This window comes from Paraburkholderia diazotrophica (assembly GCF_900108945.1).
GTDB classification, from domain to species: Bacteria; Pseudomonadota; Gammaproteobacteria; order Burkholderiales; family Burkholderiaceae; genus Paraburkholderia; species Paraburkholderia diazotrophica.
This window is the reverse complement of the sequence record NZ_FNYE01000033.1, coordinates 65835-88729: the sequence shown is the minus strand read 5'-3', so window position 1 is coordinate 88729 and position 22895 is coordinate 65835. Positions and strand designations below refer to the sequence as shown.

At 64.0% G+C, this 22895-nt stretch carries 25 protein-coding genes; 13 read left to right on the top strand and 12 right to left on the bottom strand.

What is annotated here, in order from left to right; genetic code table 11:
* The 7 genes from glyA to BMW76_RS30420 form a co-directional block, all read left to right on the top strand.
* The coding region (gene glyA / locus BMW76_RS30450) for a serine hydroxymethyltransferase (RefSeq protein ID WP_090871981.1) at positions 1-879 on the top strand (879 nt) is incomplete at its 5' end.
* A gap of 6 nt (positions 880-885) precedes the next feature.
* Positions 886-1377 carry a transcriptional regulator NrdR gene (gene nrdR, locus BMW76_RS30445; protein ID WP_090871979.1) on the top strand — a complete coding sequence of 164 codons (492 nt, stop codon included), beginning with the start codon at positions 886-888 and terminating at the stop codon, positions 1375-1377.
* Between the two features lie 175 nt (positions 1378-1552).
* Positions 1553-2113 (top strand): GspH/FimT family pseudopilin, encoded by a 561-nt coding sequence (locus BMW76_RS30440; protein ID WP_090871977.1) that lies wholly within the window; start codon positions 1553-1555, stop codon positions 2111-2113.
* Positions 2110-2541, top strand: coding sequence for a type IV pilus modification PilV family protein (locus tag BMW76_RS30435; protein ID WP_090871975.1), 432 nt, complete (start codon positions 2110-2112; stop codon positions 2539-2541). The genes BMW76_RS30440 and BMW76_RS30435 overlap by 4 nt, the downstream gene beginning before the upstream one ends.
* 92 nt (positions 2542-2633) lie before the next feature.
* Positions 2634-3380 carry a PilW family protein gene (locus BMW76_RS30430; RefSeq protein ID WP_407669042.1) on the top strand — a complete coding sequence of 249 codons (747 nt, stop codon included), beginning with the start codon at positions 2634-2636 and terminating at the stop codon, positions 3378-3380.
* Positions 3380-3910, top strand: coding sequence for a pilus assembly PilX family protein (locus BMW76_RS30425; RefSeq protein WP_245763432.1), 531 nt, complete (start codon positions 3380-3382; stop codon positions 3908-3910). Before BMW76_RS30430 ends, BMW76_RS30425 begins: the two co-directional genes overlap by 1 nt.
* A gap of 60 nt (positions 3911-3970) precedes the next feature.
* Positions 3971-4390, top strand: coding sequence for a type IV pilin protein (locus tag BMW76_RS30420; protein ID WP_090871995.1), 420 nt, complete (start codon positions 3971-3973; stop codon positions 4388-4390).
* A 27-nt stretch (positions 4391-4417) separates the two neighbouring features.
* Here the strand turns inward: BMW76_RS30420 and BMW76_RS30415 are convergent, their stop codons facing one another.
* The 3 genes from BMW76_RS30415 to BMW76_RS30405 form a co-directional block, all read right to left on the bottom strand.
* Positions 4418-4894, bottom strand: a complete 477-nt coding sequence (locus BMW76_RS30415) for a DUF3318 domain-containing protein (protein WP_090871993.1) — start codon at positions 4892-4894, stop codon at positions 4418-4420.
* Positions 4895-4966: 72 nt separating this feature from the next.
* Positions 4967-5350, bottom strand: coding sequence for a phage holin family protein (locus tag BMW76_RS30410; RefSeq protein WP_090871972.1), 384 nt, complete (start codon positions 5348-5350; stop codon positions 4967-4969).
* Between the two features lie 123 nt (positions 5351-5473).
* On the bottom strand, positions 5474-5776 hold the full coding sequence (locus tag BMW76_RS30405; protein ID WP_007584918.1) for a DUF883 family protein: 303 nt from the start codon (positions 5774-5776) through the stop codon (positions 5474-5476).
* A gap of 386 nt (positions 5777-6162) precedes the next feature.
* Between BMW76_RS30405 and BMW76_RS30400 the strand changes: the two genes are divergently transcribed.
* Positions 6163-6801 carry a peroxiredoxin gene (locus BMW76_RS30400; RefSeq protein WP_090871971.1) on the top strand — a complete coding sequence of 213 codons (639 nt, stop codon included), beginning with the start codon at positions 6163-6165 and terminating at the stop codon, positions 6799-6801.
* 103 nt (positions 6802-6904) lie between these two features.
* Here the strand turns inward: BMW76_RS30400 and BMW76_RS30395 are convergent, their stop codons facing one another.
* On the bottom strand, positions 6905-8095 hold the full coding sequence (locus BMW76_RS30395; protein WP_090871969.1) for an acyl-CoA dehydrogenase: 1191 nt from the start codon (positions 8093-8095) through the stop codon (positions 6905-6907).
* A 118-nt stretch (positions 8096-8213) separates the two neighbouring features.
* Here BMW76_RS30395 and BMW76_RS30390 point away from each other — a divergent pair, with 118 nt between their 5' ends.
* Entirely contained in the window at positions 8214-9020 is an 807-nt protein-coding gene (locus tag BMW76_RS30390; protein ID WP_090871968.1) for an IclR family transcriptional regulator, read from the top strand.
* A 63-nt stretch (positions 9021-9083) separates the two neighbouring features.
* On the opposite strand, the gene BMW76_RS30385 is transcribed toward BMW76_RS30390, so the two are convergent.
* Positions 9084-9914: an EAL domain-containing protein gene (locus tag BMW76_RS30385; protein WP_090871966.1), complete on the bottom strand. Its 831-nt coding sequence runs from the start codon at positions 9912-9914 to the stop codon at positions 9084-9086.
* Positions 9915-10150: 236 nt separating this feature from the next.
* Here BMW76_RS30385 and hmgA point away from each other — a divergent pair, with 236 nt between their 5' ends.
* Both hmgA and fahA read left to right on the top strand, forming a co-directional pair.
* Positions 10151-11473: a homogentisate 1,2-dioxygenase gene (hmgA, locus tag BMW76_RS30380; RefSeq protein ID WP_090871964.1), complete on the top strand. Its 1323-nt coding sequence runs from the start codon at positions 10151-10153 to the stop codon at positions 11471-11473.
* Positions 11470-12780: a fumarylacetoacetase gene (gene fahA, locus BMW76_RS30375; RefSeq protein WP_090871962.1), complete on the top strand. Its 1311-nt coding sequence runs from the start codon at positions 11470-11472 to the stop codon at positions 12778-12780. Before hmgA ends, fahA begins: the two co-directional genes overlap by 4 nt.
* 106 nt (positions 12781-12886) lie before the next feature.
* Here the strand turns inward: fahA and BMW76_RS30370 are convergent, their stop codons facing one another.
* The 3 genes from BMW76_RS30370 to BMW76_RS30360 form a co-directional block, all read right to left on the bottom strand.
* Positions 12887-14089 carry an MFS transporter gene (locus tag BMW76_RS30370; RefSeq protein ID WP_407669045.1) on the bottom strand — a complete coding sequence of 401 codons (1203 nt, stop codon included), beginning with the start codon at positions 14087-14089 and terminating at the stop codon, positions 12887-12889.
* A gap of 41 nt (positions 14090-14130) precedes the next feature.
* Entirely contained in the window at positions 14131-15288 is a 1158-nt protein-coding gene (locus BMW76_RS30365) for an MFS transporter (protein ID WP_090871958.1), read from the bottom strand.
* A gap of 204 nt (positions 15289-15492) precedes the next feature.
* Positions 15493-16410, bottom strand: a complete 918-nt coding sequence (locus BMW76_RS30360) for a crotonase/enoyl-CoA hydratase family protein (protein WP_090871956.1) — start codon at positions 16408-16410, stop codon at positions 15493-15495.
* Positions 16411-16667: 257 nt separating this feature from the next.
* Here BMW76_RS30360 and BMW76_RS30355 point away from each other — a divergent pair, with 257 nt between their 5' ends.
* Positions 16668-17225, top strand: coding sequence for a plasmid fertility inhibition factor family protein (locus BMW76_RS30355; RefSeq protein ID WP_090871954.1), 558 nt, complete (start codon positions 16668-16670; stop codon positions 17223-17225).
* Between the two features lie 131 nt (positions 17226-17356).
* Here BMW76_RS30355 and BMW76_RS30350 read toward each other — a convergent pair whose 3' ends face one another.
* From BMW76_RS30350 to BMW76_RS40590, 3 genes are all read right to left on the bottom strand, one after another.
* Complete coding sequence (locus BMW76_RS30350; protein WP_090871952.1) at positions 17357-18361, bottom strand: 2-hydroxyacid dehydrogenase; 1005 nt, start codon at positions 18359-18361, stop codon at positions 17357-17359.
* Positions 18362-18412: 51 nt separating this feature from the next.
* Positions 18413-19399, bottom strand: a complete 987-nt coding sequence (locus BMW76_RS30345) for a LysR family transcriptional regulator (RefSeq protein WP_090871950.1) — start codon at positions 19397-19399, stop codon at positions 18413-18415.
* A 494-nt stretch (positions 19400-19893) separates the two neighbouring features.
* On the bottom strand, positions 19894-20196 hold the full coding sequence (locus BMW76_RS40590) for a hypothetical protein (protein WP_143062354.1): 303 nt from the start codon (positions 20194-20196) through the stop codon (positions 19894-19896).
* 18 nt (positions 20197-20214) lie between these two features.
* Between BMW76_RS40590 and BMW76_RS30340 the strand changes: the two genes are divergently transcribed.
* The gene (locus BMW76_RS30340; protein ID WP_090871991.1) at positions 20215-21462 is read left to right on the top strand and encodes a pyridoxal-phosphate-dependent aminotransferase family protein; all 1248 of its coding nucleotides are present in this window, start codon (positions 20215-20217) and stop codon (positions 21460-21462) included.
* 95 nt (positions 21463-21557) lie between these two features.
* On the opposite strand, the gene BMW76_RS30335 is transcribed toward BMW76_RS30340, so the two are convergent.
* Positions 21558-22769, bottom strand: a complete 1212-nt coding sequence (locus BMW76_RS30335; protein WP_090871948.1) for an MFS transporter — start codon at positions 22767-22769, stop codon at positions 21558-21560.
* Positions 22770-22895: the final 126 nt, after the last annotated feature.

Sequence of the window (22895 nt, the reverse complement as noted above, 5' to 3'; positions counted from 1 at the left end):
CACGGCGGCCACCTGACGCACGGCTCGCCCGTCAACATGTCGGGCAAGTGGTTCAACGTGGTCAGCTACGGCCTGAACGAAGCGGAAGACATCGACTACGACGCAGCTGAAAAGCTCGCGCAGCAGCACAAGCCGAAGCTCATCGTCGCAGGCGCATCGGCGTTCGCGCTGCGCATCGATTTCGAGCGTCTGTCGAAGATCGCGAAGTCGGTCGGCGCGTATCTGATGGTCGACATGGCGCACTACGCCGGCCTGATCGCTGCGGGCGTGTATCCGAACCCCGTGCCGTTCGCCGACTTCGTCACGACGACCACGCACAAGAGCCTGCGCGGTCCGCGCGGCGGCGTGATCCTGATGAAGGCCGAGTACGAGAAGCAGATCAACTCGGCGATCTTCCCCGGCATTCAGGGCGGTCCGCTGATGCACGTGATCGCCGGCAAGGCGGTCGCGTTCAAGGAAGCGCTGTCGCCGGAATTCAAGGAATACCAGCAGCGCGTGGTCGAGAACGCACGTGTGCTCGCTGAAACGCTCGTCAAGCGTGGTCTGCGCATCGTGTCGGGCCGCACGGAAAGCCATGTGATGCTCGTCGATCTGCGCGCAAAGAAGATCACGGGCAAGGCAGCGGAAGCGGCGCTCGGCGCGGCGCACATCACGGTCAACAAGAACGCGATTCCGAACGATCCGGAAAAGCCGTTCGTGACGAGCGGCATCCGTCTGGGCTCGCCCGCGATGACGACGCGCGGCTTCGGCACGAAGGAAGCCGAGCAGGTCGGCAACCTGATCGCCGACGTACTGGACAATCCGGAAGACACGGCCACGATCGAGCGCGTGCGCGCGCAGGTCGCCGAGCTGACGCAACGTTTCCCGGTCTACCGTTAAGCTGCCATGCGCTGCCCCTTCTGCCGGCATGACGATACGCAGGTCGTCGACTCGCGCGTATCGGAGGACGGCGCCGCGATCCGGCGCCGTCGTCGCTGTCCGGCCTGCGACAAGCGTTTCACGACATACGAGCGGGTCGAGCTGGCGTTGCCCGCCGTCGTGAAGAAGGATGGCAGCCGCACGGAATTCGATCGTCGCAAGTTGATTGCGAGCATGCAACTGGCGCTGCGCAAGCGCCCCGTTGCGGCCGACGCGGTGGACGCCGCCGCGTCGCGCATCGAGTATCAGCTGCTCGGCAGCGGCGAGCGCGAAGTGCGCAGCGAACGTCTGGGCGAGCTCGTAATGAACGAGTTGCGCGCGCTTGACACTATCGCGTACGTGCGCTTCGCTTCCGTCTACCGGCGCTTCGAAGACGTTTCCGAATTTGAAGACGTCATCGAGGAATTTCGCCGGATGAACGCACCGGCCACGCCCGCGAAGCCTCCTCGCAAGCGCTGATTGTTCGCGCATCTGCATTCTTCTTCCTCCCTGAAGTCCATCCGCGAATCCATCTGATGCACGTGCATTGTCGTGCAGGGATTCGCGCGTCCGCCACCTGGCCATCCGGCTAATTGTGGGCGTCGCTGCACGCCGTTAGAGTCGTCACGTTCCTGGCAAAAACTGAGGATTGCTGATGAAGCATGCTGCTCATACATGGCGTGTCCGTCGCGGGTTTACGCTGTTCGAGACGCTTGTCGTAATCGCGCTGTTCGCGATCGTCGCGACGATGAGCGTGCCTTCGTTCGTGGCCTGGCGCATGCGCGATCAGGTCGACGCACGTGCCCGCGCGCTGCTGTCCACGCTCAGTTACGCGCGCGGCGAAGCACTGCGGCGCGGTGTGCGCGTGACGGTGTGCCGGGTCGATTCGGCGCGTCATTGCCTTGCCATCGGACAGGCATGCAAGACGGGCGTCGTCGACTGGTCGTGCGGATGGGCCGTGATGATCGAGCGTGCGGGCGGCTTCTATCCATTGCGCGTGCAGCCCGATCTGGCGGATGTCAGCATTGCCGGCGCGCTTACGAACCTCACGTTTACGCCGCCTGCGGGACAGGCCAACGGCAGCTTCCGCAGCTTCGACGTCGGCCCGCGCGCGGCTTCGAAGGCGACACAGGGCAAGGACTGGCGGCGCTGCATTCGTATCGCCGCGGGCGGACGTGCGCGAATCGTCGATGGCGCATGCGGGGCCACCACATGAGGCGCACACGAGTGTTCTTTTCGCGCGCACAGTCGCTGATCGAAGTGCTGATCGCCGTTGCCGTTACGGCTGTTACCGTGCTCGGCCTGATCGCGGTGCAACTATCGATTGCGCGCGACGGCCGTGCGACGTCGTACCAGGCCGCGCTCATCGCCGATGCAATTGCCGAAGCGGCGCGTGCGCCTTTCGCGAGTGAGAGCGCTCCTGCGCTCGGTCAATGGAAGACGCGTGCGGCGAGCATATTGCCCAAGGGCGATGCGGCCGTCTCGGGCGCCGAACTGTCGTTCGCCCGCGCGACCTGGGCGGCGCAACTTTCTCCGGCGCGTAACGGCACAGGTTCGGGAGACGTGATCGATATGCCGGCGTCGTGCGGCGATGTCGATGTGCCTCAAGGGCGTGAATGCATCGTAGTGGCGTTTTCACGATGATGCCGCTCGTTTCTCGCGACCCGATTCGGACTCCGCCTCATACGCGCTTTGCACGCGCATGCGGCCACACGTTGCTCGAGATGACAATCGCGATGGCTTTAGGGGTGATCGTGACAGCGGGCGCCGTGTCGCTCTACCGCTCGCAACGAATTGCGTTCGCGCGGGCAGCCGATGCAGCGCAGATCCACGATGCGGGCATGACAGCGTTGTCGCTGATCGGCGAGCAGTTGCAGATGGCCGGGTTCGTTCCGGCCGACATGTCGCGCGCTTTCGTCGCGCGTCCTGGTCTGTTCGGCTGCTCAGGCGGGCGGCCTGTCGGCGCCGACGACAGCCTGTCCTGCGAATCGCTCGCAACGCATTCCGACGGCATCGCGATGCGCTACGTCGCGGACAACGTATCGACATGGCCATCTGCCGCGAACCTCACGACGGATTGTCTTGGCCAGGGCGTCACGAAAACTGACGCCGATGCGCCAGGCGTATCCATCGTCAATCGTTTTTACGCGAAGACGAGTGGCTCGACGGGCGAGCCCGAGCTGTACTGCGAGGGCACGGGGGCGAATTCGTCCCAACCGCTTGTCGAAGGCGTCGAGCGTCTGCGCTTACGGTACTGGTTGATAGGCGCATCGTCGGCGCTCGATGCTGCGTCGCTTGCGCCCGCGCAATGGAGCAGCGTCGTTGCCGTCGATGTGTGCGTGCTCGTTCGCGGAGCGCCGCAAATGGGGCAGACGCGCTATGTCGATTGCGACGGCGTCTCGGCAGTCGGTCCCGATACGCGCACGCGGCGCGCGTTCTGGCGGCGCGTCGCGCTTCGAAACAACGAAGGGAGCGCTGCGTGATGGACGGTCAGATGAAGCAATGGGGAACGGTGCGTCGTCGCGCGTATGGACGGGGGATCGCACTGCCCGTCGTGCTTCTGCTTGCATCGATGATGCTGGCGACATCGGCGGCGTGGTTCGAGCAATCGGTCGCGACTGCGCGCAACGCGACGGGCATGTATGACCATCTGCTCGCGTTCCATGCCGCGGATGCAGCGCTGAGGGCCTGCGCCCGAAACGTCATCAGCGGTTCCGTGCCGGCGATGCCGGGCGTCGCCGGTGAGCCGGCCGGCTGGAAATCGCAGACGATCTTCGAGTCCAACGCGCTCGCTCCATTCGCGTCGTGGCCAGCAACGTTGTCATTTCGAGTGCCGCGATGTCTCGTCGAAGGATGGCGGCTGACGAATCGCGCCGACGCGCATGCGTACCTCGTGACGGCGAGAGGCTACGGCCGCAACGTCGATTCGCAGATGTGGCTGCAATTGCAGATCGTCATCGACGGCAGCACGGTCGAGAAACATTGGCGCCGCGTCGCGGCACGTCCGTTTTGAGTTTTGAGTCTTGCGAGTCTTATGAGTCACCTGAGCGTACAACCAGCCATGGCCCTTGCGATGAAGCACAAGTCGCATGCCTTCTCGTTACTCGAACTCGTGGTCGCGATGGCGATCGCTGCGACGCTCGCCGTCTTCGCGGTCCCGTCCTATCGCGCGCATATCGCGAAGGCGCACAGGATGGATGCCGCGTCGGCGCTGTATCGTGCGGCCCAGTTCGTGGAGTCGTCCGCTTACGTGGATGGCGCGCCGTTGCCCTCGGGTCTCGCCCAGGCGCCGCAAGCTGGGAAGGCGGTCTATCACTTGCGTATTCTATCCGCCGACGATCTGAACGGCGGCTATGCGCTCGAAGCGCAGCCGATCGCGAACGGACCGATGGCCGACGACGCCTGCGGCACGTTCATTCTCGACGCGACGGGCACGAAGTCCAATCGGGGCTCGGCGGACGCAGTCGCCGACCAATGCTGGAGCACGCGATAGATGATGAAGCGATCGAAACGAGCCGCCTCACGGCGGGTTCATATCGGCGTCTCTCGCGCCGGCGGATGTTGCCGCTGGCTTCGCGGCCTCGCGCTTGACCTGCCTGTAGATGCGATACGCTTCCCACGCCGCCAACGCGAGGCTGCCCCACTTCAGCGCGGGCTTCGCGGTCGCCGTCACCTTGTTGCGAATCGGCTTCGCGAGCACGAGCGACACGATCGAACTGATCAGCGGGTACTCCCTGAGCAGAACGCCGATTCCACTAGCCGCGCCGCGACGGCGGCCCCACGGCATCGCGCCGAAGCCGGGCACGATGAACTTGAGCCAGCTGAAATGCGTGACGGCACTGCGCAGATCGAGCGTTGCCTGCGCGAGTTCCATGCGCTCGACGTCCGCGCGCACGATCAGCAGTTCCTTGCGCAGCGTGCGCAGATGCGGCGCGCTCAGGTTTTTGCCGGCATGGTGGTGGCTTCGAAATGCGTTATCGGAGTGGACCTGGCTCATGGTGGATTGCGGGTTGATCGAACGGTTGATCAAAGGCGTTGTCGACGGACAGCGAAGTACGGCGCACGGCATTCAGCGTTTGCGGAAGATCTCGCGGTCCTTCTGGAATTCATGGAGCGTGGCTTCGAAGATCATCGGCGCATTGCGCAAGCCGCTGCGAGCCTTCAGCGCAAAAGCGATCGCCGCGATTGCGTAGACGACCGTGATGCCGGCAAGCGCCTGCCATCGGTAGGTGTCCCAGAAGGCAATCGCGATGAGCGCGGTCAGCGCGATCAACGCCATCGTCGCGAGCATCATGGCGGCGAGTCCCATGAAGAGCACCAGCAGCAATCGGTCTTTTTCCTCGGCCAGTTCGATGCCGACCAGTTCGAGCCGCGTTTGCAGGATCGAGAAGAACGAACTGAGGATGCGCCGCAATGGCCCGCGGTCCCCGCTGTGCGAATGTGTGTCGATCATGGCTTGAGCGTGTTGCGCGCGAGGATGCGCGTAGATAGAGCCGGCCGGCTGCTCGCGCACCGGTCTGCAAGTCAGCAAAGCGCGCCGGCCGCTCGACCGCGTTGCCGGCGCGCGTCGTACGCGTTACTTGCGATTGATCAGCAGGCCCACCAGCACGCCAACGCCGGCTGCGATGCCAATCGATGCCCATGGATGTTCATGGACATAGTCGTCGGTGGCGCGCGCGGCCTTCTTGCCTTTCTCGACAACCACGACCTGCACGTCGGCAGCCTTTTCCTTCGCCTGCTTGAGACGCGAGAGCGCCGTCTCGCGAAGTTCAGAAGCGCGTTCGCCCGTGGCGCTCGCGGCCTGCTTCAGCAGATCTTCCGCGTCTGCGAGTACGGTTTTGATATCCGACATCAATCTCTCCTTGTTGACTTCCGACATTGACTGCTCCCCTTCGTGCACGCTACGCGTGAATCGTAACCAAAGAAACGGCCGCTGGCGAGCCAACGGGCCGCGCGCCATCCGGTTACGCGCATCGTCGCGCGCAAGTGCCGAACGCGCTTGCATGAAGCGTTCCTGGCCGCCGCGGACGTGTCACATTGCCGCTTCGAACCGTGACGCTCATGTGTCCGCAGAACAAGCCATCGTATGGATGGAGTTGATCTGTCCCGCTAAGTTTCGTACATCGGCGAGAAAATTACAAAAACAGATAAGCGTCGCAGTCGATGTTCGTTCGCGGTGCACGCCCTCGTCCCGTATGCTCTAATTCGTAACCCTCGGCCGGCCAGACCGAGCGGATCATTCGAACAACTTCAAGGAGCTGCACTATGAGTCTACGTCTTGGCGATGTCGCACCCGACTTCGAGCAGGAGTCGAGCATCGGCCGCATCAGGTTCCACGAATGGCTGGGTGACAGCTGGGGCGTCCTGTTTTCGCACCCGGCGGACTTCACGCCTGTCTGTACGACGGAACTCGGGCTGACCGCGAAGCTTGCAAGCGAGTTCGAGAAGCGCAACGTAAAGACGATCGCGTTGTCCGTCGACAGCAAGGAGTCGCACAACGAGTGGATCAAGGACATCAACGAGACGCAGGCGGCCAGCGTCGCGTTCCCGATTCTCGCCGACGGCGACCGCAAGGTCTCGCAGCTGTACGACATGATCCATCCGAACGCGAACGAAACGCTGACCGTGCGCTCGCTCTTCATCATCGACCCGAAGAAGAAGGTGCGGCTGATCATCACGTACCCGGCCAGCACGGGTCGCAATTTCGACGAAGTGCTGCGCGTGATCGACTCGCTGCAACTGACGGACAACTATCAGGTCGCGACGCCGGGCAACTGGAAGCATGGCGACGATGTCGTGATCGTGCCGTCGCTCAAGGATGAGGAAGAAATCAGACGCAAGTTTCCGAAGGGCTACAAGGCGCTGCGTCCTTATCTGCGGATGACGCCGCAGCCGAACAAGTAAGCGTCGGTTCTTACTTGGAGCAAGACAGAAAAGCCCGCGTTCGCAATGAACGCGGGCTTTTCGCTTACAGACTTCCTATGGATTCTTTGTGGATCGACGAGCGTCAGAAGAACGCCTGAATGCCCGTCTGCGCGCGTCCGAGAATCAGCGCGTGAATATCGTGCGTGCCTTCGTACGTGTTCACGACTTCGAGATTCACCAGGTGCCGCGCGACACCGAACTCATCCGAAATGCCGTTGCCGCCCAGCATGTCGCGCGCCATACGCGCGATATCGAGCGACTTGCCGCATGAATTGCGCTTCATGATCGACGTGATCTCGACGGCTGCCGTGCCTTCGTCCTTCATCCGGCCAAGACGCAGCACGCCTTGAAGGCCGAGAGTGATTTCGGTTTGCATGTCGGCGAGCTTCTTCTGGATCAGCTGGTTGGCGGCGAGTGGCCGGCCGAACTGCTTGCGATCGAGCGTGTACTGACGGGCCGTATGCCAGCACGCTTCGGCCGCGCCGAGCGCGCCCCACGCGATGCCATAACGCGCCGAGTTCAGACAGGTGAACGGTCCACGTAGACCCTTCACGCCCGGCATCAGATTTTCCTCAGGCACGAACACGTCGTCGAGCACGATCTCGCCGGTGATCGACGCGCGCAAGCCGACCTTGCCGTGAATCGCGGGCGCGCTCAAACCCTTCCAGCCTTTCTCAAGGATGAAGCCGCGAATCTCATCCTTGCCATCCGTTTGGAGTTGCGCCCAGACGACGAACACGTCCGCGATAGGCGAATTCGTGATCCACATCTTCGAACCCGACAGCGAGTAGCCGCCATCGACTTTCTTTGCGCGCGTCACCATGCTGCCCGGATCGGAACCATGATTCGGCTCCGTCAGGCCGAAGCAGCCGATCCATTCGCCCGTCGCGAGCTTCGGCAGATATTTGTCCTTCTGCGCGTCTGAGCCGAATTCGAAGATCGGCACCATCACCAGCGACGACTGCACCGACATCATCGACCGGTAGCCGGAATCGACGCGTTCCACCTCGCGCGCGATCAGCCCGTAGCTCACGTAGTTGAGGCCGGGGCCGCCGTACTGCTCGGGAATGGTCGGGCCCAAAAGGCCCAGTTCGCCCATCTCGCGGAAGATCGCGACGTCCGTTTTTTCGTGGCGGAACGCTTCGAGCACGCGCGGCGCGAGCTTGTCCTGCGCGTACGCCTGCGCGGCGTCACGCACCATGCGTTCTTCTTCCGTGAGCTGCTGGTTGAGGAGCAGCGGGTCTTCCCAGTGAAACTGCGCGGCGGCTGCCATGACGTATCTCCTTTTCGACGGGAGCTGGCGTTTTTGGCGCCTGCTACCGTCCCATGCTTGACTTGAGTTCCGCTGTGCGAAACAATGTTTTGCAAACGACGATTGAGTTTAGCATCCGATGTCGAAACCTGCATCCACCCCATCACTATCGGCGCGCGTTTCCGATTCGGTCGACGAACGCAAGTTCGTGGTCGCGCTGGCGCGCGGGCTCGATCTGCTGCGCGCGTTCCGCCCCGGCGAGACGCTGCTCGGCAACCGCGACTTCGTCGAGCGCACGGGCTTGCCGAAGGCGACCGTCAACCGGCTCGCGTACACGCTTACAGTGCTCGGCTATCTTCGCTTCGACGAGGCGCTCGGCAAATACGCGCTCGATGCAGGCGTGCTGTCGCTCGGCTTCGCGCTGCTGTCGGGCACCGACACGCTTGAACTCGCCCGCCCGCACATGCGCGACTTCGCGCGCGAGGTCGGCGCGGCGGTATCGCTCGGCTGCCGCGACGGGCTGGACATGATCTATCTGGAGACGATCCGCAGCGAAACGGCGTTGACGCTCGGCCTTGCATCAGGTTCGAAACTGTCGATGCTGACGAGTTCGATGGGCCGCGCGTATCTCGCCGTGCAGCCCGCCGACGCTCGTGCCGCGCTGTTCGCCGAATTGCAGCGAGCAGCCGGCGACGAAGGCGCGGAACAGGTCGCACAGGCGCAAAAGGAAATCGATGCGTTCGCGGACGAGGGCTGCTGCTATTCGTTTCGCGACTGGCACGACGACGTGAACGCCGTCGCCGTGCCGTTCAGAGACCCGCGCGACGGCCGGCTGCTGGTGCTGAGTTGCAGCGGACCGGCGTCGTCGATGGGGGAGAGCGTGTTTCGGGAAAGGGTTGCGCCGCGTCTGAAATCGCTTGCACGGCGACTGGGCGACAGTGCCTGAATACTGCAGACAACGTGCGAATCCGACAACTGCGAATCTGACAACCCTGAGCGACAGACAACCTCAAGCCGGCCGATTCTCATGCACGACGAATAGCGGTCCCTGCACGAACCGCACGTCGTATTGCTGCAAGAGATCGAACTGCGCTTCCGTCGTCACGCGATTGAAAATCAACGGAATTCTCAGCCGATTCGCATAGCCGACCAATGGCTTCACCATCGAATCGCGCAATGCCGAAGCCGCATCCATCTTGATGAAGTCCAGTCTCGCCATGTCCGACACGGACAGGATCTGCCCTGCGTTCGGCAGATTGCCGGCGACCTTGAATCCATAGTGCTGGTAGCTCTTGGTCAGATAGCCAAGAAATGTCCGATGCGCGACGGCCGCCGGCGGCAACTCAATCACGATGCGCGACGGATTCAACCCGAACGACATCAGCACGGTCGAGAAATGTCGGCCGTGATCGTAGCGCACGCTCTTTAGCAGCCGCTCGTGCACGCGCAGAAATAGCAGACCATGCCGCTGCGGCCCGAAGAAATTGATCGCGTGCATCGCGCGCGACATCCGGTCGAGCGCGACGAGTTGCTGATCGTCGACGACGTGCTCGAACGGATCGAACGTGTCGGACTCCGTGCCGTCCAGCTGCTGCGTGATTGCCTGAACGCCGAGCTCGTCGCCGAAACGGTCCGCGCTCTCGGGCGCCGACGCCAGCGACTGCGCGAGCGCATGCACCGAGATGTCGAAGATCGGTTCATAGCTGCTGCCGATTTCCACATTGCCGAATCTCGCGACCGCCTCGCCGGCGCGAATCCCTGTGCCCATTCTCAGATGCTCGCCGAGAAACGGGTGAGTGGAAGCGCGGTCGACGAGTTGGGGGATGGTCAGCGGGATCATGAATGCGTTCGGGGAGTGAATCTCGGGGCGGACGGTGCCGCATGATTCGATGGTAGCAGCGGCCGCCGCTCTTTCATGCACCAAATACTGATATGGATTTCGCCATCCGTGTAGTGATCGCGGCCGAAACTGAGGGTTTACGTTAATTTCACTAATCATAATCTGTTTTACTATTCGTAAAATGTAGGCGGCGTTGCAAGCGAGCGCGCGGCTGGGGCATTTACGGAGATCAATGCATGGAATCGACTACACGACGCGAAATCCAGCCGGGCTACCAGTCTGGCTTCGCTAACGAGTTCGCCACCGAGGCCTTGCCCGGCGCGCTGCCGCAAGGCCGCAACTCGCCGCAGCGCGCACCGTACGGCTTGTACGCGGAGCAGCTGTCGGGCACGGCCTTCACGGCGCCGCGCGGCCACAACCGCCGTTCGTGGCTGTACCGCATCCGGCCGGCGGCTGTGCATCAGCCGTTCACGGCGCTGCCGTCGCATCGGCTGGTGGCGAATTTCGCCGACGTCCCGCCCACGCCGCCCAACCAGCTGCGCTGGGACCCGCTGCCGATGCCGACGGAGCCGACCGACTTCATCGACGGTTGGGTGACGATGGCAGGCAACGGCTCGGCGGAAGCGATGAGCGGCTGTGCGATTCACGTGTACGCGGCGAACCAGTCGATGCAAGACCGCTTCTTCTACAACGCGGACGGCGAGCTGCTGATCGTGCCGCAAGCTGGGCGTCTGTCGATCTTCACAGAACTTGGCAAGCTCGACGTCGAGCCGTTCGAGATCGCGGTAATTCCGCGCGGCGTGCGTTTTTCGGTGGCGCTGCCGGACGGAAAGGCGAGCGGCTATATCTGCGAGAACTTCGGCGCGCAGCTGCGTCTGCCGGACCTCGGGCCGATCGGCTCGAACGGTCTCGCGAATCCGCGCGACTTCCTCACGCCGCACGCGGCCTACGAAGACCGCGAAGGCGACTTCGAACTCGTCGCAAAGATGAACGGTCATCTGTGGCGCGCGGACATCGGCCATTCGCCGCTCGACGTCGTCGCGTGGCATGGCAACTACGCGCCGTACAAATACGATCTGCGCCACTTCAACACGATCGGCTCGATCAGCTACGACCATCCGGACCCGTCGATCTTCCTTGTGCTGCAGTCGCAGAGCGACACGCCGGGCGTCGATAGCATCGACTTCGTGATCTTCCCGCCGCGCTGGCTCGCCGCCGAAGATACGTTCCGTCCGCCGTGGTTCCACCGCAATGTCGCGAGCGAGTTCATGGGCCTCGTGCACGGCGCGTATGACGCGAAGGCGGAAGGCTTCGTGCCGGGCGGCGCGAGCCTGCACAACTGCATGTCGGGCCACGGCCCGGACGCCGGAACGTTCGAGAAGGCATCGAATATCGATACGTCGAAGCCGAACAAGGTCGACAACACGATGGCCTTCATGTTCGAAACCCGCACGCTGATCAAGCCGACGCGATTCGCGCTCGAAACCGCGCAGCTTCAGGCGCATTACTTCGAGTGCTGGCAAGGTCTCAAGAAACACTTCAATCCGGAGCAACGATGAACGCATTGAGCGATCTTCAGGCGACGCTCGATGCGTCGCGCGAGAGTTGGGTCGAATCGGCGAACGAGCCGGCCTGCGACTTCCCGATTCAGAACCTGCCGTTCGGCATCTTCAGCGATGGGCTTAACTCGACACGCCGCGCGGGCGTGGCGATCGGCGATTGCATCGTCGATCTGGCCGCGCTCGAAAGCGCGGGCCTGCTGACGGCGCCTTCGTCGAGTGCCGGCGACAGCGTATTCGTGCGCGACGCGTTGAACGACTTCATCGCGCTTGGCCGCGATGCATGGCGCAGCGTGCGCATCCAGCTGAGCAAGCTGCTCTCGCACGATAACCCGGCGCTGCGCGACGACGCCGAACTGAAAAGACGCGCGCTGATTAGCCAGGCCCACGCGACGCTGCATCTGCCCGTGCAGATTCCGGGCTATACGGACTTCTATTCGTCGAAGGAGCACGCGACGAACGTCGGCTCGATGTTCCGCGATCCGAAGAACGCGCTGCTGCCGAACTGGTCGGAGATTCCGATCGGGTACAACGGACGCGCGTCGTCCGTGGTGGTGAGCGGCACGCCCGTGCGCCGTCCGAATGGCCAGCTGAAGCTGCCCGATCAGGAGCGACCCGTCTTCGGCGCGTGCCGCAAGCTCGATATCGAACTGGAGACGGGCTTCATCGTCGGACGCGGCAACGCACTGGGCGAGCCGATTCCATGCGCGCAAGCGGAAGAGCACATCTTCGGCATGGTGCTGCTCAACGACTGGAGCGCGCGCGACATCCAGCAATGGGAATACGTGCCGCTCGGCCCGTTCAACGCGAAGACGTTCGCCACCACGATCTCGCCGTGGATCGTCACGCTCGATGCGCTCGAACCGTTCCGCGTCGCGCAGCCTGTGCAAGACCCGCAGCCGCTCGACTATCTGCGCCACGGCGGCGAGCACGCGTTCGACATTTCGCTCGAAGTGCTGCTGAAGCCGCAAGGCGCAAACGAAGCGACGACGATCGCGCGCACGAACTTCCGTCATATGTACTGGACGATGGCGCAGCAGCTCGCGCATCACACGGTGTCGGGCTGCAATACGCGCGTCGGCGATCTGATGGGATCGGGCACGATCAGCGGTCCGACCGACGATTCGTTCGGCAGCCTGCTCGAACTCACGTGGAACGGCAAGAAGCCGCTGCAGCTGAAAGAAGGCGGCACGCGCGCATTCATCGAAGACGGCGACACGCTGACGCTCGCGGGATGGTGTCAGGGCGATGGGTATCGCGTGGGCTTCGGCACGTGTATCGGCGAGATTTTGCCGGCGCGTCAGTGAGGTCTGTCACATCTATCACACGCCTCAGGTCGGCGACTCGTTTGCTGATCTGAGCCTTGTCCAAAGAAGCCGCGCGCAGCATCGAATGCGCGCGGCTTCATCGTTTTCACGACGCCGCGCCCACCACGCCGCGCCGCTTCTCCCACACGGCCGCCGCCAGAAACGCCAACGCGCTCGCGAGCACCACGCCGATCAGCGCGTCGTTGCCGACGCTCTTCATCAACGCGCCCGCGATCAGCGGTCCGCCGAAACTCGCGATACTCCACGAAGCGCCGACGAGCGAACTCGCCGACACCAGCGCCACGCCGCGAAAGCGTTCGCCGCACGCGACGAGCGACAGCGTATAGATCGCGCCCGCCGCCGCGCCGAGCACATAGAGCAGCGGCCAGCACAGCCACGGCGACTGGACGGCCAACGGCAAGAGAGGCACCAGCACGACGACGAGCACCGCGCAGCCGATATGCACGCGCTCGCGTCCGAGATGATCGGCGAGCCAGCCGATCGGAAACTGCATCGTCGTGTCGCCGAGCAGCAGCGCCGACGCGAACAGCACGGCCACGTCGGTTGAGACGCCATGCACCATCGCGAAGAGCGGCATCAGCGAAAGCGCGATCGTGTCGAACAGCGCGAAGAAGCCCGTGCCCATCACGAGCGCGGGCATCTGCGGCAGCACGCGGCGCCAGCTGCCGTGCGGCTCATGTTCGTCGGACGCATGGGGCGTCGAGCGGATCATCGTCAGCACGGGCAGCGCGATCAGAAAGATCAGCCCGCAGATCGCAAAGCGCCAATGATCGAACTGCGCGATCTGGCTCACGAGCACCGGGCCCGCCATCTGGAACAGCGTGAAGTTCGTTGCATAGATCGCGACGACGCGCCCGCGCGATGCATCGTCGGCGAGCTGGTTCACCCATGCCTCGCCGATCGTGAAGAGCAACATCAGCGCAGCGCCGCACAGCACGCGCAGCAGACCCCAGACGAACGGATTCGGCGTTGCCTGCATCAGCGCCGTCGCGACGGCGACGATCAGCACCGAGCCGACGATCACCTCGCGGCCGCCGCAACGCGCGGCAATCCGGCCGGCGATCGGCACGACCAACAGGCCGCCGCCCGCCTGAGCGGCCGTCAGCAGGCCGACGACGTCGGTGCCGTAGCCGGCCTGCGTCAGCGCGAGAGCGGTGAGGGGAAGCGTCGCGCCGCTGCCGAGGCCGACCACGGCCACGCTCAGGATCAGCGCGAGGAAATCGCGGGAGAGGACGACTTTCATCCGGCGAGATGCTACTACGCCGTCATGCCACGCGCAGCGTCGGATGGCCGGATGGCAGGGTGAAGGCGTTCGAGATGTGTGGCCGCTCAGCTCGCCACAGGCAGCCGCCGGTCGAGCGACACCGACCACCACGTCAGCGCAACAGCCGCGGCCGCCGTCGCGACGCCGACCCACGGCAGCGACGTCAGCGGCGCGCCCGCGCCGATCGCCATGCCGCCGAGCCACGCGCCCGTCGCGTTGCCGAGGTTGAAGGCGCCTTGATTGAGCGTCGACGCGAGATTCGGCGCGCTGCTCGCGCGGTCGACGATCAGCATTTGCAGCGGCGGCACGATTGCGAAGGCGAGCACGCCCCACAGGAAGACCGTGATCATCGCCGGGATTTCGCTGTGCATCGTGATCGCGAAGATCGACAGGATCGCGACGATCGCGAGCAGGAACGACAGCAGCGACTGCACGGGGCGCCAGTCCGCGAGCTTGCCGCCCAGCGTGCTGCCGACCGTCAGCCCGAGACCGAACAGCAGCAGCACCATCGTCACGGCATGCGGTGTGAAGCCCGTCACGTCTTCGAGGATCGGCGTGATGTAGGTGAAGGTCGAGAAGAGGCTCGCCGATGCAAGCACGCTCGTGCCCAGCACCATCAGCACCTGCGGATTCTTCAGCACCGTGAACTCATGGACGAGGCTTGCCTTCTGCATCTCGATCTTCGAAGGCAGGCACAGCGCGAGCGCGATGGCCGCGATCACGCCGATGCCCGTCACGGCCCAGAACGTCGCGCGCCAGCCGACAGCCTGGCCGAGCGCCGTGCCGAGCGGCACGCCCAGCACGTTCGCGAGCGTGAGGCCCGTGAACATCAGCGCGATGGCTTGCGCGCGGCGGGTCGGCGCGACGAGCCCGGCAGCTACGACCGAGCCGATGCCGAAGAACGCGCCATGACAGAACGCCGTCACGATGCGCGCGGCCATCAGCACCGCATAACCCGGTGCGATCGCGCACAGCAGATTGCCGACGATGAAGATGCCGATCAGGCTCATCAGCGCTTTCTTGCGCGGCATGTTGGCCACCGCAATCGCGACGATCGGCGCACCGATCGTCACGCCCAGCGCATACGCGGACACCAGCATGCCCGCGGCCGGAATCGACACGCTCAGATCGCGCGCGACATCGGGCAGCAGCCCCATGATGACGAACTCGGTGGTACCGATACCAAACGCGGCGACGGCAAGTGCAAGCAGGGGCAAGGGCATGTCGGGGCTTTCACGGGAGGGTCGCGCCGGCGGGCGGGAACGCCGTTCGCGTTGCCGTCGCGCGCTTTCGGGACGAGTGCGCAGGCGTCGGCAAGGGAAAATCAGTAGGGGATTGTACCTAAGCCAATTCGACCGTGCTGACGGCCTGACGCGCTGTTGTATTTCGTCGATTGCGATGTGATTGCGCCGAGAAAATCCCTTATTTCAGGGGACTTTCTTGTCGGGCGCGGTGTCGGGTACATCGCGGGGCACATCGCCGGATACATCACCGGCCACATCACGGATCGCGCTTCCGTGACGACCCGCTCCCGCAGCGAACGCCGCCGCGCCCGCGACGCCCTCGGCGAACACAGCCTGATAGCCGCCCGCGCCTTCGCGGCGCAGCGCTTCGGGCAGATCTTCGAGCGGCGCGTTTTCGTAGACGGACCGGCGGTCGGCAAGCAGCGCTGCCGGCGGGAACGCGGCGAGCTCGGCGGCCAGCTGCTCGGCGGCGGCGCGCGCGGCGCCCTTCGGCACGACGCGATTCGCAAGACCGAACGCAAGCGCTTCATCGGCACCGATCGCGCGGCCCGTCAGGATCAGATCGAGCGCGCGCGACTGGCCGATCAGACGCGGCAGGCGAATTGTTCCGCCATCGATCAGCGGAATGCCGACGCGTCGGCAGAACACACCGAGCACGGCATCCGCTTCGACGACGCGCAGATCGCACATCGCCGCCAGTTCCAGACCGCCCGCCACCGCATGACCCGCGATCGCCGCGATGACAGGCTTCGTGAACATCATGCGCGTCGGTCCCATCGGACCGGGGCCGCTGCCGTCGGCGTGCAATTCGTTGCGTCGTGCATCGTCTTGTAGTGCAGTGAGGTCCGCTCCCGCGCAAAAAGTGCCGCCTGCCCCCGTCAACACGGCGACGCGCCATGCGTCGTTGGCTTCGAAGTGGCGCAACGCCGCGCAAAGCGCATCGGCCGTCGGACGGTCGACGGCATTGCGGCGGGCAGGGCGGTCGATGACGATCGTCGCGACGGCGTCTGGCGGGCCCGCGGATTGCTGATTCTGTGCAGTTGGGGTTTTTTGTGCAGTTTCAATTCGCACGTGCTCGCCGAACTGTTGGATAGCCATCATTCTCTCCGCTTCAGTGTTCGTTGAGGATCTACAGTGGAATGAAAAAGCGCGCGAATGCGCGGCGACACCCTAAAGAACCGCGCAAAACATCCGCTAAACCAGAAGCTCGAGCCTGCGCGACGAAGCGTGGCGAAGCAGCGGCGATACAGCGCGAATCGCTCGCAAGCCAGTCACGTGCTTTTAACAATCGACTCGTAGCTTAGGCGCTTTTTGAACTGCCAGGGCGCGCGCACGCACCGGCGCATGGAGTACGCCCTATGTCCTCACTGATGGAATCACCGACGACATCTTCGGCAGCATCATCGCCATCCGGCAGCGAGCCGGTATGGATCGTTCCGCTGCTCGATCATCCCCCGTACAACCATGTGCGGATGAAGCGCGTCTTCACGGCGGACGGCACGCGTCATCAGGTCGTGCTCGTCGATGCGCGCAAGCTGCTTGCATGCGCCGATCGCGACGACACCGATTACGTGCTGCGTCCCGTGAACGAATGGCATCAAGGCAAGGTGCGCGGCATCCGCGAGTTTCTCGATCCGTCCAATGCGCGCATTCCGCAGATGCCCTATGTGACGATCACGACACGCTGCGCGCCGGGGCTGCTCGGCTGGCTCAGGCTGGAACATGAAGGCGTGGTCGCGTTTCGCAACGGGCAGCATCGCGCGCGCTACATGCTGGCGGCGGGCGCGGTGTGGTTTCCCGTCGAAGTGCACGAGCGCGAAGCGGCGCTGCTTCGCCAGTACTGCGGCGCGCCCGACGACGCGCGCACCGCGCTGCGTCCCGGTTCTGCCGGCGCAGACGTGTTGCCGCGAACCTGAACGATGCACGTCCGGTACGTGCGATCGGACTCCGCGTAAGTGAGTAAAAAGGCCAGCGCGCCGATGCATCGTCGCGCTGGCCTTTATCGCTTCGTTGGCCGCTTCGGCGTATCGGGCCGGCCGTGCGCCGGTCATCCCTTCGCCGGCGCGTCGACGACATTGCGCGGCATCCCTTCGCGCCACGCTTTCACATTGCCGAGCGTCGTCTGCGCGATCTCGGTCAGCGCCTCGCGCGTGAAAAAGGCCTGATGCGCGGTCACGATCACGTTGGGGAACATCAGCAGACGCGCGAGCACATCGTCTTGCAGCGGCAGATTCGAGTGGTCCTCGAAGAAGATGCCGCCTTCCTCCTCATACACGTCGAGCCCGAGATGTCCGAGCTGGCCGCTCTTCAACGCGCCGACCAGCGCATTGCTTTCGACCAGCCCGCCGCGCCCCGTGTTGATCAGCATGGCGCCGCGCTTCATCTTCGCGAGCGCGCGGCTGTCGATCAGATGGTGCGTCGAGGGCAGCAGCGGGCAGTGCAGGCTCACGACGTCGGACTCCGCGAGCAGCGTATCGAGCGGCACGTAGCGCCCGCCGAGCGCGAGGACTTCGGCCGACTCAGGACCGGGATCGTTCGCGAGCACCTGCATGCCGAAGCCCGCCATCACGCGCGCAAAGCACCGGCCGATGATGCCCGTGCCGATCACGCCGACCGTCTTGCCGTGAAGGTCGAAACCGAGCAGCCCGTTCAGCGAGAAATCGCCTTCGCGTGTGCGGGCGAAGGCGCGCGGCAGCTTCCGGTTCAGCGCGAGCACCAGTCCCGCCGCATGCTCGGCGACCGCGTGCGGCGAATACGCGGGCACTCTGACGACGGGCATGCCCAGCCGCAGAGCCGCTGCCAGATCGACGTGATTGAAGCCCGCCGAGCGCAGCGCGATCAGCCGCGTGCCGCCCGTATGCAGGCGCTCGAGCGTCGCCGCATCGACGGTGTCGTTGACGAACGGGCACACGACGTCGTAACCGTCGGCGAGCACGGCTGTGTCCGCATCGAGATGCGACTCCTGAAAGTGCAGCTCGTAGTGAAATGCGGTGTTCGCCTCGGTGAACGTGTCGATGTCGTATTGCCGGCTGCTGAACAGGATCATGCGCATGGGTTCCGTACTCCTGTGGGCACGGCCGGCGTATTGGCGACGCCGCGCGGCCTATGACGCGTGCCGCACGACGTGCAGCTCGTGCGCCACTATCGCATGCGCGCTCGCGGGAACTTCCGGTTCCGCGCATCCCGCGTGCTCGACCGTGTAATCGACGAATGTACGCGTCTTCGTCGGCAAGTGGCGGCGGCGCGGATAGACGAGCGACACCTTCGCCTGCGACTCGTCGACCGAATGGTCCGGCATGATGCGCTTCAATGCACCCGTCGCGAAGTCGTCGGCGACGAGTGTTTCGGGCAGCACCGCGACGCCCATGCCGGCGATCGCCGCGAGCCGCACGAGCAGCGGGCTGTTCACCGTGTACGACGGCTCGAACGCGACGGGTTGCGGATCGCCTTCGCCATCGACGAAATGCCATGCCATCGGACCGCGCTGCTCCGCAGGCGTCGCGATGCACGAGTGCAGCACGAGTTGCCCGGGATCGCGCGGCTCGCCGCGCAGCGCGAGGTAGGAGGGCGCGGCGCACGGCACGAGCCGCTGCGTCGCGAACGACAGCTCGATGCTGTCGACCTCTGCGCTTTGCCCCGTCGATCCATGCCCCGCGATGAAGAGGCCGACGTCGTAGCCGTCTTCGAGCAGATGCGGTGTGCGTTCGGCGAGCGTAAGACGGATGCGTACTTTTGGATAATGCCGCCGGTAGCCGTCGAGCAACTGTGTGAGGGCCTGAGGCGACAGCGCGCCCGTCGCGACGACGCGCAACGTGCCGCTGGGCTCTCGCTCGGTGCCCGCCACCGAGCCTTCCAGAAGATCGAGTTCTTCGAGCAGGCCCCGGCAGCCCTCCAGATAATGCGTGCCCGCTTCCGTCAGCGAGAGATTGCGTGTCGTGCGATTGATAAGGCGCGCATGCAGATGCGCCTCCAGTGTTGCGATCGAACGTGTGACCAGTGCGTTCGACACTTTCAGCTGCTGGGCCGCGCGTCTAAAGCTTTGTGTCTCCGCAACCCGGACGAAGACCCGCATAGCGTAGATCTGATTCATGGTAGCGCCCTCGCAAAGCGCGGTTTAACCGCGCGTCGTTGATCCGGCGTGGCGTGCGGCAGCGTGCTGTCCGCATCGGCCTCGCTGGCGGTGTACCGGCCGATTACAAACGATTGCCGGTTCTGGAATTTTTACCAGGTCATCCAAAAAAATAGTATTGACAGCGACTGGGAATTTCAATATTTATCGAATGGACGATGTTATTTCGCAAATGTAAAAACCAGCGTGCTTTAATCTGGCGGAATCTGTCAAGGCGATTTCGCAAGCCTCAAATGCCGAAATATAAGGCAATCGGCTGAAAAAAATGGTCTTCGCCCCGTCCGACAACCTTGCGAGGGAACGACGTCTGTCAATGGATACGGCGCGGGACGATTTTTGATATCGGTCAAAAGCGCCAAAACCGTTGGCTGACACGAATACGTCGCGTTACCTTCCGTTTCGAATGACGCGGGTTAATCCCTATCGTTATTCGTACGCGCATGCAATTAATTCCGTTAAATCGATAGATGAATTAATTTGCGCATAATTTTAAAAAGATTCATACGAAAATCCGTAATGATGGGATTCGCAGCCGCAAATGCGCGCTGTACAAGGATCGGCATCGCGTCTCGACGACAAGACGCATTGGCGAGAAGAGAGGTCAAGCGAACAGATCGAGCGAAGACGGCTCTTCCGGATTCGTCATCGAATCTCTCCGAACGCTTGCGCAAGCGCGCATATCGGTGAATGATCGAAAGATGGCCCGCCGCGCGCAGGTGTTGTTGCGCGCGGCGGGCCATCTTTCCTGCAACGTTCATCTTTCGCGCGTCTCCGTCATGACCCCTACAACGTCCAACGTCGTTCCCTGTCCCGAAGTCGAATCGCTCGATGCAATTCTTCCCGAAGAACCACTCCTGATGATGGGCGCCGGCCCCGTGCCGATTCCCGCCGCCGTCGCGAAGGCGAATGCGATCGTCATCAACCATCTGGGCGGCACGATGGCCAAGGTGGTCGGACAGGTGAAGACGATGGCCCGCTACGTGTTCCAGACGAACTCGAAGTGGGTGCTGGGCGTCGCGGGTCCGGGCTCGGCGGCGATGGAAATGGCGATCTCCAATCTCGCGTGGTCCGGCACGCGCGTGCTCAGCATCAAGAACGGCTTCTTCAGCGCGCGGATGGCTGAAATGGGGCGGCGCGTCGGCGCGGATGTGTCGCTGCTCGAAGTCGCGGACCGCACGGTCGCGACGCTCGAACAGGTCGAGGAGGCGATTCGCCGCGTGCGTCCCGAGATCGTGACGATCGTGCAGGGCGAGACTTCGAACACCGTCTGGAACTATCACCTGAAGGACATTGCGGCGCTCGCGAAGAAGTCGGGTGCGCTCGTCGTCGTCGATGCCGTGTGCACGCTGTCGACGATGCCGCTCGAAATGGACGCGTGGGGCATCGATGCCGTCATCACGGGCGGGCAGAAGGGACTGTCGTCGATTCCGGGCGTATCGCTGATCGCGTTTTCGGATGCGGCCTGGGAGCGCGTGAAAGGACGCTCGCATGCAAGCGCGCACTGGTGCCTCGACGCATCGCTAGCCGAGAATTTCTGGCACAACGCGGGCTACCACTACACGGCGCCCGTGTCGGGCGTGCTCGCGCTGCACGAGGCGCTGCGGCTCGTGTGCGCGGAGACGCTGGAGAAGCGCTTCGCGCGGCATCTGAAGTGCTCCCTCGCGCTACAGGCGGGGATCAGCGCAATGGGCCTGCAACTGTACGCACCCGCCGAGTGCCGGCTGAACTCCGTGGTCGGCATCGAAGTGCCGACGAAAGACCGGCCCGATCTCACGCCCGGCGATATTTGCGGGCATATCTCGCGTCATCATCAGGTCGAGATATCCGGATCGTTCGGCTTGCCGATCGTGCGGATCGGCCAGATGGGCGAGCAGGCGCGCGAACACAATCTGTTTCGTACGCTGCACGCGTTCGGACGGACGATGATCGATCTCGGCGTAAACGTCGATCTGCCTGCGGGCGTCGCGGCGCTGGAGCGTTCGCTCGCGAGCAGCAGCGCGAAGGGCGAAGCGCTGAACGCCTGATCGGCGAAAGCCGGGCCGCCAATGAGCGGGCCGCCAATGAAAAAAGCGACGCACGCGGCGTCGCATTTTTTTTTCGATCCGGATTCAGGCGGCCGTCACGCCGCTGCCGGCGCGTTCGGCGTGCGCGCGTTGCGCAGGTAGAGCATCGTCGACAGCGCGACGGCGGCTGCGGCAGCCACGGCCGCGAACAGAAACACCGAGCCGTAGCCGAACTCACCGGCGATATAGCCCGCCAGCGGCCCCGTCACGCCGAGCGACAGATCGAGGAATACCGAATACGCGGACAGCGCCGCGCCACGGCTCGCGGGCGGCACGAGTCCCACCGCTTCGACGCCGAGCGCGGGGAACACGAGCGCGAAGCCGAAGCCCGTCAGCGCGGCGCCCGCCAGCGCGACGTGCGGCACGGGCGCGAGCCACAGCAGCAGCAAGCCGGCGCATTCGAACGAGAACGACGCAATCGCGACGCGAAAGCCGCCGTACGTCTTGATCGTGTTGGCGAACAAAAGCCGCGCGCCGATGAACAGCGTGCCGAACACCGTCAGCGACAGCGCCGCGTTCGGCCAGTGATTCGCCGCGTAAAAGAGCGTGATGAACGTCGCGATTGAGCCGAAGCCCGCCGAGCCGAGCGCGAGCCCGATGCCATGCGGCAGCACCCGCGTGAACACGCTGCGATACGACATGCGTTCGCCGTGCACGACGGGCACGGGCGCGATCAGACGCGCGAGATAGTAGCCGAGCGCCGCGAGCGCGACGACGACGACGCCGAGCGCAAAGAATCCGACGGCATGCGCAATCGCGACGCCGAGCGGCGCGCCGATCGCGAGCGCGCCGTAAGTGGCGATGCCGTTCCACGAAATCACGCGCGCATTGTTGGTCGTGCCGACGCGCCCGATGCCCCACAGGATCGCGCCCGTGCCGCACAGGCTTTCACCGAAGCCGAGCACGAGGCGGCTCAGCACCAGCAGACCGAGGCTCAGCGCGGGCCATTGGCCGAGCAGCACGGCCACGAGCAGCAGCACGCCGCTCGCGCCGCAACCGATCAGGCCGATCGTCACTGTCTTCTTCGGCCCGAGCGTGTCGGCGGAACGGCCAGCGAGCGGCCGCGATGCGAGCGTCGCGAAGTACTGGACGCTGATCGCGAGACCCGCGAGCACGGCGCTGTAACCGAGATCGCCGTGGACATAGCCCGGCAGCACCGCGAGCGGAATGCCGATCGTCAGGTAGCAAAGGAACGTGAAAAACACGACGGGAATGATCTGCAACGTGGTCGCAAATTCGCTGCGCGGCGTAGCGGAGTCGACGGACATGGGGGAAAACGAGACTTGAAATCGGCGGGAAGGCGTGATTTTCCCATGGAACCGATTCCCTTGCAGACCCTGCTCAATATTTTTCGCGTGGATGAAACGGGGCTGGATGGCGGCGCTGACGGATTC